We start from the raw sequence: 12137 nt of genomic DNA, 5'->3' as shown, positions 1-12137 counted from the left end.
ATCAGATCCCCACAGTGAAGCCGTCGGACCAGACCTGCATCTCCTGCACGATGCGGTCCCAGGCACCGGTCAGCAGCAGCAGACCGGTCACGATCATCATGGTGCCGCCGATGCGCATCACCCAGACGTAGTGCCGCTTGACCCAGCCGAAGGCGCCGAGCGCCTTGCGGAAGGCGACCGCGGCGAGCACGAACGGCACGCCCAGCCCCAGACAGTACGCGACCGTCAGTATGGCGCCGCGTCCCGCGCTGCCCTGGTCCAGGGCGAGGGTCTGCACGGCGGCCAGGGTCGGGCCGATGCAGGGCGTCCAGCCGATGCCGAACAGCGCGCCCAGCACGGGCGCGCCGACCAGTCCGGTCGCCGGCTTCTTGTGGAAACGGAACTCGCGCTGGGTGAGCCAGGGCATCAGGCCCATGAAGAAGACGCCCATGAGGATCATGAACACGCCCAGCACCTTGGACAGCACGCCCCGCTGATCCTGGAGCGTCTGCCCGAAGTAGCCGAAGAAGGCCCCGCCGGAGACGAACACGGCCGTGAAGCCGAGCACGAACAGCGAGGCACCGGCGACCATCCGCCCCCGCCGGGCCTCGGCCAGGTCCGTGCCGCTGACTCCGGTGACGTACGACAGATAGCCGGGCACGAGTGGCAGGACGCACGGCGAGAAGAAGGAGACGAGCCCGCCGATCAGGGCGATGGGCAGGGCCACCAGCAGGGCGCCGTTGAGCACCGTGCCGTTGGGGTCCGTGGCCGCGGCGAGGGTGGTGACTGCGGTCACGTCACTGCTCCGCGACGACCGGCTTGAGCATCTTCAGCAGCCGCTCCTCGCTGAGCGCCGACAGCGAGCGGGCCGCGATCTTCCCGTCCCGGTCGAGGATCAGCGTGGAGGGGATCGCCTGCGGGTTGAGGGTGCCCTTCTTGAAGCGCAGCAGCAGCTTGCCGGTCGGGTCGTACAGGCTGGGATAGGTGATGCCCCAGTCCTTCTCGAAGGCGACGGCGGCGTCGGTCGAGGTGTCCCGGGTGTTGATGCCGACGAACTGCACGCCCTTGCCGGCGTACTCCTTGGACACCTTCGCGAAGTACTTGGCCTCGGCGCGGCAGGGGTTGCACCAGGAACCCCAGACGTTGATGACGACGACCTTGCCCTTGTAGTCGGCGACGTCGAGCGTCTTGCCGTCGATGGTCTTGCCGGACAGGTCGGGTGCCGCGGTCCGCTCGCCCTTCGCGACGGTGGCGATGCCGTCGGTGCCGGTGACGAAGTTGGTGTTGCCGCCCCCGCCGGACGTTCCGCCGGAGCCGCACGCGGACAGGAGCAGTGCGGCCGCGGCGACGCCGGCGGTCAGGGCGGCGCGGCGGCGGACCCGGGGGGTGCGGGTCCTGCGGGCCGAGTGGCCCGAGCGGTCCGAGCGGGCCGAGTGGTCCGTGTCGTTCGAGCGGTTCGAGCGCAGGGGGGCGCGGCTGGCGGCACTCATGTGAAAAGTTTCGCATGTCCGTTCTGGGGATCTCGCCCACCCCCCCTTGCGGGCGGAAACCCGCATTTCAGGCGGCCTGTCCGGCCCCCGCAGAGGTCTTCTCGGCCCCCTCGGCGTCCTGGAGGAACTCCTTCCAGCCACCGGCCGGCTCCTGCCCGACCTCCAGGGTCCCCAGCTTCGCGAGCACCTCGGGCTTCTGCGCGTCCAGCCAGTCGGCGAACTGCCGGAAGGAGACCAGCCGCACGTCGGCGCCCTTCTCCTTCTCCCGCGCGATGTGCTTGAAGGCCTCTTCCACGGCGTCCATGTAGATGCCGCCGTTCCACTGCTCGAAGTGGTTGCCGATGAAGAGGGGTGCCCGGTTTGTCTCGTATGCCCGCTTGAATCCCTGGATGTACGCCTGAGCCGACTGCTCCCGCCATGCCGGGTAGTTGTGGGCGGGGGCGTTTGTGGAGTTTATGGACTGATTTGCCAGCAGGTTGTAATCCATCGAGAGGACCTCGAAGGAACGCCCGGGGAACGGTATCTGCTGCAACGGCAGATCCCACAGGCCCTGCCTCTTCCGCGGCCAGACCTGACGGCCGCCGGGCGAGGAGGCGTCGTAGCGCCAGCCGAGCTCGCGGGCGGTGGGCAGCAGGTTGTCCTGGCCGAGCAGACAGGGCGTACGGCCGCCGACGAGCTCCTTGTCGTAGTCGAAGGGCAGCGACGGCAGGTCGGTCCACCCGGTGTTCGTCCGCCACTCATTCACGAAGGACTTGGCCTGCTCGATCTCGCTGCGCCACTGCCGGGGCGTCCAGTGCGCGACCGAGCCGTGGCTCTCTCCGCAGAAGTGCCCGTTGAAGTGCGTGCCGATCTCGTGGCCCTCCAGCCAGGCGCGGCGGACGTTCTTCAGCGTGTCCTTGATGTGCTCGTCGGTGAGGTAACCGATGTCGGAGGCGCCGCGCGGGTTGTTCGGCGGGTTGTAGAGCCGCTTCTTCGACTCGGGCAGCAGATACAGCCCCGAGAGGAAGAAGGTCATGCTCGCGCCGTGCTCCTTGGCGAGGTCCAGGAAGCGCGGGAAGAGCCCGTTGCCCACCTCCCCGGCCCCGTCCCAGGAGAAGACGACGAACTGCGGCGGGGTCTGACCCGGCTCCAGCGGTACGGGCTGGTCCGGCTGGTGGGGCTGCTTGCCGGTGTAGGAGGTGGAGCCGTCGCCGAGGGGGCGGGCGGTGGGCGTCGGCCTGCCGGAACGGTTCTTCCCGGAACCTCCGGCATGGCTCGGACCATCTGACTCGGTGAGACCGCCGCAGCCCGCCAGCGAGACGGCGGCCGCGGCGCCCGCGCCGAGCCCGAGCATTCCCCTACGGGTGAGAGTGCGCATCGCATCCCCGTTCGTCACGTTCTCTGGTGGTCACCCAGTCAGAGGACGTGACGAAGGGGGAGGTTCCTTGCGATCGCGAACATTTCGCAACAAATGTCACGAAGGTGTCATAGGGGGACTGCGCCGGGCGCCCATTCTGTTCGGAGCTCTTACGCTCCGAAGGCCTTGTCCTTCCCCTTCACCGGCCTGGCGCCGGCGAGGAGGTGGGCCGGGACGAGGTCGCGGGCCGGCTCCGTGTAGCCGACGGAAACGATCCTGTCCCCCTGGAACGTGAAGGTCGTCAGCGACGCCAGCGTGCACTGCCGCCTGCGCGGGTCGTGCCACAGCCGCCGCCGCTCCACGTACGACCGCACGATCCAGATCGGCAGCTGATGACTGACCAGCACCGCCTCGTGCCCGCGCGCCCGGTCCTTCGCCGAGTTCAGCGCGTTCATCATCCGGACGACCTGGTCGACGTACGGCTCGCCCCACGACGGCCGGAACGGGTTGAACAGGTGCTTCCAGTTCCCGGGCCTGCGCAGCGCGCCGTCCCCGACCCCGAACGTCTTCCCCTGGAAGACGTTGCCGGCCTCGATGAGCCGCTCGTCGGTGTCGACGTCGAGCCCGTGCGCCTTGGCGATCGGCGTGGCCGTCTCCTGCGCCCGCTCCAGCGGCGAGGCGACGACGTAGGTGATGTCACGGGAGGCGAGGTGCTCGGCGACCCGGTCGGCCATCCGCCGGCCCAGCTCGGACAGGTGGTAGCCGGGCAGCCGCCCGTACAGGATCCCGTCCGGGTTGGCGACCTCGCCGTGCCGCATCAGGTGGATAACGGTGATGTCACTGCTGGTGGTCATGGTGCCGTGGCCTCCGCCGCCGCTCGGGCCGCCGCCGGAAGGGCGTCGGCGATCCGCTGAAGGGCCCGCTCGTCGTGCGCGGTGGACACGAACCAGGACTCGAAGGACGACGGCGGCAGGTAGACGCCGTTCGCCAGCATCGCGTGGAAGAAGGCGGTGAAGCGGAAGGAATCCTGCGCCTTGGCGTCCTCGTAGGTGCGCACGGGCCGGTCGGTGAAGAAGACGGAGAACATGTTGGAGGCGCTCTGGACGGTGTGCGTCACACCCTCCTTGGTGAGGGCCTCGGAGACCAGCGACTGGATCTGCGCGGAGACGGCGTTGATCTTCCCGTACGCGGCGTCGTCGAGCAGGCGCAGCTGGGCGAGCCCGGCGGCGGTGGCGACGGGGTTCCCGGAGAGCGTGCCGGCCTGGTAGACGGGCCCGGCCGGGGCGAGGTGCGCCATGACGTCCGCCCGTCCGCCGAAGGCGGCGGCGGGGAAGCCACCGCCCATGACCTTGCCGAAGGTCATGAGGTCGGGCGTGACCCCGTCGACGCCGTACCAGCCCGCCTTGCTGGTGCGGAACCCGGTCATCACCTCGTCGGAGATGTAGAGGGCGCCGTGCTCGGCGCAGACGTCCTTGAGGCCCTGGTTGAACCCGGGCATCGGCGGCACGACGCCCATGTTGCCGGGCGCGGCCTCCGTGATCACACAGGCGATCTCGCCGGGATGGGCGGCGAAGGCGGCGCGCACGGCGTCGAGGTCGTTGTACGGCAGGACGATCGTGTCGCCCGCCTGGGCGCCGGTGACGCCCGGGGTGTCGGGCAGCGCGAAGGTCGCCACGCCGCTGCCGGCGGAGGCGAGCAGCGAGTCGACGTGCCCGTGGTAGCACCCGGCGAACTTGATCACCTTGCTGCGCTGCGTGAACCCGCGGGCCAGCCGAATGGCCGACATGGTGGCCTCGGTCCCGCTGGACACCAGCCGCACCTGCTCCAGCGGCGCGACCGTGGCGACCATCTCCTCGGCGAGCGCGACCTCGCCCTCACCGGGCGTACCGAAGGACGTACCGCGGGCCACGGCCTCCTGCACGGCGGCGATGACCTCCGGGTGCGCGTGCCCGAGGATCATCGGCCCCCAGGAACAGACCAGGTCGACGTACTCCCGCCCGTCGGCGTCGGTCAGATACGGCCCGCTGCCGGACACCATGAACCGGGGCGTGCCGCCCACGGCACGGAAGGCCCGCACCGGGGAGTTCACGCCGCCGGGCGTGACGGCCGCCGCACGGTCGAAAAGAGCCTGCGAGGCTGGGGCTTCGTACGGATATGCCTGTTCGCTCATGACCTGCGACTTCTCCGACCTTCTCCGACTTCTCGGACTCCGGTTGCCAGTGACCTGTTCAGGGTAGGCCAGGGGGGCACGGTGGCAGGGGGGCACGGTGGCAGGGGGCGCTGTGCGGGTGCGGAGGGAAGCGGTGCGGGAGCGGTGGACAGGGCGGGGGCGAGGGCCGCTGCTGACCGGCGGGCCAGGGCCCTGACCGTGAACGAGCCCTCGATCCCCGGTCATCTGCGAAACTGGTACCTGATACACACAGCTCAAACGGCCCAGGGCGGTCAGAGGCTGAAAAGATCCTGCGGACAGATGTTTCAGCGCACGTTTCGGCGGGCGGCCGTGGGGGAGGTCACTGACACGATGATCGGGTTGCGCGGCGGGGGACACGCGTCCTAGAAAAGCAGTCGGGTGGAGATATGCATCGCGGTGGCGGACTGGGCGAGGGGACTGACGACCTGGGTCCTCGACGTGCCCGGCGGGGAAGGCACCGGCGCGACGCGGAGGACACGAACGAAGCACGTCAGGCACAGGGTCTACCGAGTGAACCCGAGCGGGTCGAGCGACGTATTGACCGACGGGTCGACGGTCTTCGGACGGGGAGCGGGAATGGTGGTCGGGTGGGGGTGACGTACAAGTACTTCGGCGCGCCCGACGGCGCGACCGCGGCCCGCGTCCCGATCTCGATGCGCCCCGAAGAACTCGGCGGCGACGAGCTCGGCATGAACGGCATGTTCACCAAGATCAAGCCGGAGACGATGGCGGCCATGGTGCTGACGGGCATCGAGGGCGTGCCCCTGCACAAGGTGCCACCGCTGGAGCTGGTCGTCCTGCACCCGGACTACGCGGTGGTCAAACTCCCGATGACCGTCGTCGATCCCCTGCGGGGCATCGGCGAGGAGGCGGTGGGCGCGGCGGCCTTCATCTGGTCGACGGTGCCGGACCGGGGCGGGCCGCGGGATGCGTTCAACGTGTACCAGTTGCTGCACGAGTGGCAGGACTTCTCGCATCGGTTGCATGAGGCGGGGCATCAGCCTTATTGCCTTGTGTGGCCCTGAGCTGGGGTTTCACTGGATTCGGGCGGGGTTTTCGGACCCCGCCTTCGTCATGTGCGGAGGAGGGCCTTCAGGCCGCCAGGGCACATTGAGGGCACATTGGTTTCTCTGGGGGCACGGATATGCCCTGGGCTCCGGGCCGGCCGCCCTCATCTTCCGTGAAGGCGTCGTCGATCGCCTTGCGGGTGCGGGTCTCGCTGGACGGCAGCAGGTGCGTGTACGTCCGCAGCGTGAAGCCCGGGCCCGCTGCCGGCGCAACACGGACGAACCAGTTCTGGTCCACCAGGTCCACGCGCCCACAGGCCCCGGCTTCAACGTGTACGCCTGCCCGGACTGCGCCACCCATGCCCCGCCCCCGACCGACCCCCTCGAAACCCCGAACGCGACCCACCGCCGCTCCCGCCTCACCCTCCGCGTCTACAAGATCGACGCAGCAGGCACGGTGACCGAAGACTGCGGCAAGGTCGAAATCCCGGCCGACGAACACAGCACCCCGGTCCCCTTCATGTCGGCGTATCCGCCGTGCGCTTGCTCCAGGTGCAGGACACCGCACTAGCGAATCGAGACACATCAGCACTACGGCCCCGGACGCCGCACACTGCGGCATCCGGGGCCACCCCGTTCGGGCACGATCAGGACACAACCAGCCTTCCGAGAGCCCCATACACTCCGAATTGCCCCTGTCCTAGCAGAAGTTCGCTCTGGTGAAATCGGGAACCTCACCGATACCGTCAGTGCTCTTGACTGAACTTCTGTCTCACGGGGAGTCACTGTGAAGCGCCGCCCAATGCCCGTTGCTGCCGCACTGGCGGCGACGGCAGCACTACTGTTGACGGCCTGCGGTAGCGGGGACGACAAGTCCAGCGACAACGACAAAATCGTCGGCGCCGACCAGGGAGCGGAGACGCCGAAGGAGTCGGAATCGCCGTCGGGGGCACCGGCGGAGGACAAGCCGGACGGCGTGGATGTGTCCCTACCGAAGGACATGAACCTGGTCTTCGACTGGGACAGGCCGAAGGACAAGAACGAGGCGGCTGCGATGGACGACGCCGCGAACTACCTCCGCGCCATCTATCGGGGCGTCGCCAAGCGCACGACCAAGGACGCGGCCGTGACCGCCTACTCCACCGGCGAGGGGCTCCACTACGCGCAGGTTCAGATCAACGAATGGATCAAGGGCGGCTGGACCGCCACAGGCACCCGCCGTCACTACGATGCAACCACACGGTCCGCCCCGAACGGCAAGTCCGTAGAGGTCGCGTTCTGCGCGGATACCGGGAAGTTCTACGGCAAAGAGGTCAAGACGGGGAAGGTCCTGAAGAGCGAGCCAAGCCTCAAGGACTTCGGTTACTACAAGGTTGTCATGGTCAAGTTCCCTACGGGCGACGGCCTGTGGCAGGCATCAAAGGTGTTCGTCGAGACGGGGGCGGAGAAGTGCCGGTGAACAGGTCACCGCGTAGAGCCATCGGCACCAGCACTGCTGCCCTGACCCTTGCCGTCGGCACTCTTGTCCTCACGGCGCCCAACGCCGCGGCGGAACCGGTGGACTACGGCAAGGGCGGAGGCACGGCACAGCAGGGCGGCGGAGACAAGACTGGCATCTACGCCGCAGCCCGCATCCAGTACTCCGGATCCGTCGCCAAGGACGGCGGCACCGGAAACGTAACGTCCTCGGACGTCAACTGGACACCCCCTCCCTGCTGGTACGCCCCCTACCTCGGCGCCAAGGACTTCAAGGAGAAGATGTCCAAGGACATCGAGCGCCAGCTGAACACACCCGGGATGGGCGGGACCGCTGGTTCGGCGATCGGCCAGACGAAGCGCCACTACGAGGACGGGTACGGCTGGACCGACACTCCCGGCTACAAGGACTACAACGTCGAGAACGACGGCAAGGGAATGTTCTGGGCCGGCGTCGAGAACCCCAACGAGCCGGACTACCTCAAGCGGACCTCGTGCACCGACCTCCCCTTCTGGGTCGAGAACGGCGAGGCTCCGCCGCCCCAGTACGAAGAGGCCATCAGCCCGGAAATACTCGCCGCCCTCGCCTACCAGCACATGGAGCTCCCCGACACCAAGGTCGCCCTCGCCCCCGAGGCCAACACGAAAGTGAACCTGCCGACCTGGGCCTGGCTCGACAAGGCTGTCTTCGACGAGGTCCAAGCTACGGCAGCCCTCAACGTCCCCGGTTTCAACATCCAGGCCACCACCACCGCCAAGCCGGTGTCCCTCAAGCTGGAGCCGGGCACAGAGGACGCCGAGACCTACCCGGCCTCCGGCGAGTGCGTCATCAACGCCGACGACTCCATCGGCGAGCCCTACGCCAAGGGCAAGTCCGACGAGACACCGCCGTGCGGGCTCAAGTACCTTCGCTCCTCCGGCGACGGCGCTTTCAAGCTCCAGGCCACCATCACTTGGGACATCGCCTGGACCGGCAGCGGCGGCGCGGGCGGCGACCTGCCCGACGGGACGTTCGGCAACGACCAGGCGGTGACCGTCCAGGAGATCCAGGCCGTCAACCGGTGAACCGACAGCAGCGAGCACACGCACGGGGGGAGGGGCATCCATGGGCGATTCGGACCTGACGGTCGACTACGAGTTCCTTGCGGACTGCGAACGCAAGCTCGGGCAGCTCAAGAAGACCTTCGAGGACATCGAGAACCGTCGCGACGACATGGGCAAGCACTGGGGCTCCGGTGCCATAGCCGACGTCATGGAGGACTTCGTCGACAACTGGGACGACTACCGCACCCGGCTCGTCGAGTCACTCAAGTCGGTGGGCGAGATGGTGGCCGGAACCAAGAAGGCGTTCGAGGACCTGGACGAGCAGTTGGCCAAGCAGGGCAAGAAGAAGCAGAAGAAGTGACACCTACATCCAAGCGCCGTCCGGTCGACTGGCAGCCGCTGTGCGACTCCGACCCGGTGCCCGGTGATCCGGAGGAGATCCGCGCCGAGGTCAAACACATGATCTCGGTCGCCAAAAAACTCCGGGAGCAGGCCAAGAACCTCAAGGCAATCAGCGACGAGGACACCCTCAAGGGCAAGTACGTCAAACGCCTGCGCGAAGAGTCCGGCACGCTGGAGAAGCACATGCGGGAGGTGGCCGGCCGTTACGAGCGTGTACACGGCCATCTGACCACGTGGTCGAACGAGCTGGAGGACTTCCAGTCGGACGCCGACAAGGTCCTGCAGCAGGCGAAGGAAAAGCAGGGCGAGATCGAGGCCGAGAAGAAGAAGGAAGCCGACTCCGCCGACAAGAACACCCCCCGGCCCTCCGTCAGCGGCACCGACCACGACCCCCTCCAGTCGTACCGGAACCGGCTGAACGCCATCACCGGAAACCGGGACACCCGCGCCAATCACCATGCCGGGAAGATCCGCGACGAGATCGAGGACGTGATCGAGGACTCGTGGTGGGACGACGTTAAGGGCTGGGTCCATGACCATGCGGACGGGATCAAGGCTTTCATCGATGTTCTCGGCTGGGTCGCGACGGCGGCAGGCTTCCTGGCGCTCGCCATTCCCGGCTTGAACCTGCTCGTCCTCGGCATCGCGGCGCTCACGATCGGGCTCAGACTCCTACTGGTGGCGTCCGGCGACGCCAGCTGGACGGATGTCATCTTCGACGTCGTGGGCGGACTGCTCGTCGTCGGTGGCCTCGGGGCTGCCGCGAAGCTCGCCAGTGGCGCCAAGGCCACCGTGGGCGCCGCTCAGGCCGCCCGGACCGCCGGCCTGAGCCGAGGGCTCAGGGGCGTCAAGGGCATCCTGGACGACACGGGGCGGCTGATGACCAAATTGCCTGAAGGGCCGGGGCGGCAGGCCCTCGGAGCGGCCCGTAACGCGATGCGCAAGTCCATCTCCCAGAACGTCGGCCTGGTTGCCAAGGGGCCGCTGAGGGTCAGCCCGTTGTCGACGCTGGTGCACCTCGGCGACAAGGAGATGGCCGGCATGGCGAAGATGCTGCAGGCGAACAAGGCTGCCTTCCCGGAGGCCGCAGGGGCCGCGGCGGACAAGGCGTACAAGTCCTATCAGGTGGGCCTCGGCATCGCCTGGACCGGCATGGGGATGGACGTCATGGACAAGTCGCTGGGAAAGAGCGACCTGACAAGCTGGACCAAGGAGGAGTTCGGTACCGGCGAGAAGCCGTACAACGCGGCGTACTCGGACTGGAAGGACAACACCCTGAAGCCCGCCCCCGACACCCACTGGTGAGGAATGACCATGGACCTGAACTCGGCGCATCGCATTGCCGAGGCCGAAGCCGCCCGCACCGGAATCGGCACCGGCCCCAACCGGCGGCTCCGGCTGACGCTGATCATCGGGATGCCGCTGTTCCTGCCGGTATTGGGAATCATGATCCTGGTGCCGAAGTCCCTGATGAATGACGTGCTCTACGTCTATGAGGCCGGGATAGTCGGCTGCCTCCTGCACTACGTCTGGGTGTTCGTGAAGTACCCCCGGTACGCGGGCCGTCCGCCCTACCTCACCCGGGATCTCGCCATGGGCGGCGGCTTCTTCCTGCCCTCGCTGTTTTTCGGCTTCTGGCCGGGCATGATCGCCGCCCCGGCGTGGGCGCTCTTCGTAGGCGTTGCCTACGCCGTGGAAGTGACGCGGGGGCGCAATGACCACCGCTGAGCACCGCCGGCCCCCGAACGGCTTCAACCTGGTGCCGCCGCCCGGCTGGGACGTGATTCCGCTACGCACGGGCACCAAGGAAGCGATGGACCGCATCGTCCGCAAGGCCGTCGCACAACTGCCCGTCGGCTTTCCCAAGGACGACATTCCGAAGGCCCGGCTGAAGCTCACCCAGGAGATGAAGAAGGTCGTCCGCCGGGCCAGTGCCAAGGGAGGTATGACCCTCTACCTCCCCACCGAACGCCTCCACGGCATCGCGCTGCCCGTCTCGATCGTGGCCTCCGAGCCGATCGAGATTCCGCGGGTCCGGCCCAACAGCGGCCCGGAAGCGGTCCTGGCGGTGCTCGCCTCCGTGACTCCCGGTGCCGAGACGCGGGAGCTCGACGCCATCGCGGCCCTGCGCTCGGAGCGAGACGTACCCGCCGACGCGGCCAAGGGCGTCGACGTCGCTCACCGCCGGGTCGAGTACTTCGTTCCCGTCCCGGACAGCGCCCCCGACCAGTACCTCACCTTCTCCTTCAGCGCCCTGATCGCGCCCGGCTCGGATCCCGCCTTCTACGACACCCTCGTGGAGTTGTTCGATGCCGTGATGGGCACCTTCCGCTGGAGCTACGCCTGAAGGCTCCCTTCCGCCGTGCCCCCCGAAGAAAGAGACCACTCATGTCCGAAGGCACCCTGTGGAGCACTGACCTCGGCGCCCCGCTCCACATCGACACGGATGCCAACCCAGACCTCTGGGGCTATCTTCACCTCCAGATCGACAAGAAGACCTTCAAGGAATGGCTGGACCTCCACCTGACCGGCCTGGCCGCCGTCCACGACATCGAACTCACGCGCAAAATTCGCCGGTTCCACAAGAGCTTCTACGAGCAGACGATCGTCACGCTTCGGGACAAGCTGCAGGCCGACGAGGCGTTCATCTACCACCCCGTTCCGCTGACCTACATGCCGCTGGTGATGCACGCCACCCGCCTCCACTGCGAGGCCCGTGACGCTGCCTCCTGCGAGGGAGTCACCGCGCTCACGGTGCCGCACCCGGAAATCCCCGAGTGGCAGCAGCGAACCGGCAGCGTGCCGTTCGCCTCTCCGCACCTGGGCGCGGACGGGGTCCGGGTCACCCGCTCCTACCCTGCGGACAGCACCATCATGATGACCTCGGTGACGTACCACTGGCACACCCCGCCCGGCCTCCCCGACGTCCTGCTCCGCGGCCACCACGACGATCCGGAAGTGATCGCCGCGGCAATGGAGGCACTGGACGACTTCGCGCGGACGCTCCGACTTCCCGGGACGGCCCATTGACCGGCGCCGCCTGGGGCGGATTCAAGTGGTGAGCATTGTTTAGCGGCTTTCCGCAGGTGGCCGACCCGTATGACATCGACCAGTGAAAACTACCGAGAGTAGTTTCGGTAGTCAGCGCACAAATCGCCAGCAAACCCCAGGTCAACGCCCCGCCCCTCCCAATCGCTGCACGAGTGGCAGGA

Annotated in this window: 14 protein-coding genes and 1 pseudogene; 9 read left to right on the top strand and 6 right to left on the bottom strand. The window is 67.8% G+C overall.

Going from position 1 to position 12137, the window contains the following annotated elements; translation table 11 throughout:
* Position 1: 1 nt before the first annotated feature.
* The 5 genes from ACYVMZ_RS25170 to hemL form a co-directional block, all read right to left on the bottom strand.
* Complete coding sequence (locus ACYVMZ_RS25170; RefSeq protein WP_461083362.1) at positions 2-775, bottom strand: cytochrome c biogenesis CcdA family protein; 774 nt, start codon at positions 773-775, stop codon at positions 2-4.
* 1 nt (position 776) lies between these two features.
* Positions 777-1469: a TlpA family protein disulfide reductase gene (locus ACYVMZ_RS25165; RefSeq protein WP_461083360.1), complete on the bottom strand. Its 693-nt coding sequence runs from the start codon at positions 1467-1469 to the stop codon at positions 777-779.
* A gap of 67 nt (positions 1470-1536) precedes the next feature.
* Entirely contained in the window at positions 1537-2826 is a 1290-nt protein-coding gene (locus ACYVMZ_RS25160; protein ID WP_461083358.1) for a polysaccharide deacetylase family protein, read from the bottom strand.
* A gap of 149 nt (positions 2827-2975) precedes the next feature.
* Positions 2976-3659 (bottom strand): histidine phosphatase family protein, encoded by a 684-nt coding sequence (locus ACYVMZ_RS25155; protein WP_461083356.1) that lies wholly within the window; start codon positions 3657-3659, stop codon positions 2976-2978.
* Complete coding sequence (gene hemL / locus ACYVMZ_RS25150) at positions 3656-4975, bottom strand: glutamate-1-semialdehyde 2,1-aminomutase (RefSeq protein ID WP_461083354.1); 1320 nt, start codon at positions 4973-4975, stop codon at positions 3656-3658. The genes ACYVMZ_RS25155 and hemL overlap by 4 nt, the downstream gene beginning before the upstream one ends.
* Positions 4976-5583: 608 nt before the next feature.
* On the opposite strand from hemL, the gene ACYVMZ_RS25145 reads away from it, so the two are divergent.
* Positions 5584-6021, top strand: a complete 438-nt coding sequence (locus tag ACYVMZ_RS25145) for a hypothetical protein (protein ID WP_003974483.1) — start codon at positions 5584-5586, stop codon at positions 6019-6021.
* Positions 6022-6088: 67 nt separating this feature from the next.
* On the opposite strand, the pseudogene ACYVMZ_RS25140 reads toward ACYVMZ_RS25145, so the two are convergent.
* Positions 6089-6259 (bottom strand): annotated as a pseudogene (locus ACYVMZ_RS25140) (site-specific integrase); the annotation flags it as partial.
* On the opposite strand from ACYVMZ_RS25140, the gene ACYVMZ_RS25135 reads away from it, so the two are divergent.
* The 8 genes from ACYVMZ_RS25135 to ACYVMZ_RS25100 all read left to right on the top strand — a co-directional run bounded on the left by ACYVMZ_RS25135 (position 6230) and on the right by ACYVMZ_RS25100 (position 11955).
* Positions 6230-6574, top strand: a complete 345-nt coding sequence (locus ACYVMZ_RS25135; RefSeq protein WP_461083623.1) for a hypothetical protein — start codon at positions 6230-6232, stop codon at positions 6572-6574. The pseudogene ACYVMZ_RS25140 and the gene ACYVMZ_RS25135 overlap by 30 nt on opposite strands.
* A 216-nt stretch (positions 6575-6790) precedes the next feature.
* Entirely contained in the window at positions 6791-7462 is a 672-nt protein-coding gene (locus ACYVMZ_RS25130; protein ID WP_461083352.1) for a hypothetical protein, read from the top strand.
* Positions 7459-8544 carry a hypothetical protein gene (locus ACYVMZ_RS25125; protein ID WP_461083350.1) on the top strand — a complete coding sequence of 362 codons (1086 nt, stop codon included), beginning with the start codon at positions 7459-7461 and terminating at the stop codon, positions 8542-8544. Before ACYVMZ_RS25130 ends, ACYVMZ_RS25125 begins: the two co-directional genes overlap by 4 nt.
* A 40-nt stretch (positions 8545-8584) precedes the next feature.
* Positions 8585-8884: a hypothetical protein gene (locus ACYVMZ_RS25120; RefSeq protein ID WP_461083348.1), complete on the top strand. Its 300-nt coding sequence runs from the start codon at positions 8585-8587 to the stop codon at positions 8882-8884.
* Positions 8881-10230: a hypothetical protein gene (locus ACYVMZ_RS25115; protein ID WP_461083346.1), complete on the top strand. Its 1350-nt coding sequence runs from the start codon at positions 8881-8883 to the stop codon at positions 10228-10230. Before ACYVMZ_RS25120 ends, ACYVMZ_RS25115 begins: the two co-directional genes overlap by 4 nt.
* Before the next feature lie 9 nt (positions 10231-10239).
* On the top strand, positions 10240-10653 hold the full coding sequence (locus ACYVMZ_RS25110; protein ID WP_461083344.1) for a hypothetical protein: 414 nt from the start codon (positions 10240-10242) through the stop codon (positions 10651-10653).
* Positions 10640-11272 carry a hypothetical protein gene (locus ACYVMZ_RS25105; protein ID WP_461083342.1) on the top strand — a complete coding sequence of 211 codons (633 nt, stop codon included), beginning with the start codon at positions 10640-10642 and terminating at the stop codon, positions 11270-11272. The genes ACYVMZ_RS25110 and ACYVMZ_RS25105 overlap by 14 nt, the downstream gene beginning before the upstream one ends.
* A gap of 41 nt (positions 11273-11313) precedes the next feature.
* The gene (locus ACYVMZ_RS25100; protein WP_461083340.1) at positions 11314-11955 is read left to right on the top strand and encodes a hypothetical protein; all 642 of its coding nucleotides are present in this window, start codon (positions 11314-11316) and stop codon (positions 11953-11955) included.
* The last annotated feature ends 182 nt before the right edge of the window (positions 11956-12137 follow it).

It is taken from the genome of Streptomyces deserti, from assembly GCF_054782695.1.
Note: the sequence above shows the minus strand (reverse complement) of the source record. Positions and strands in the feature narration are given on the sequence as shown.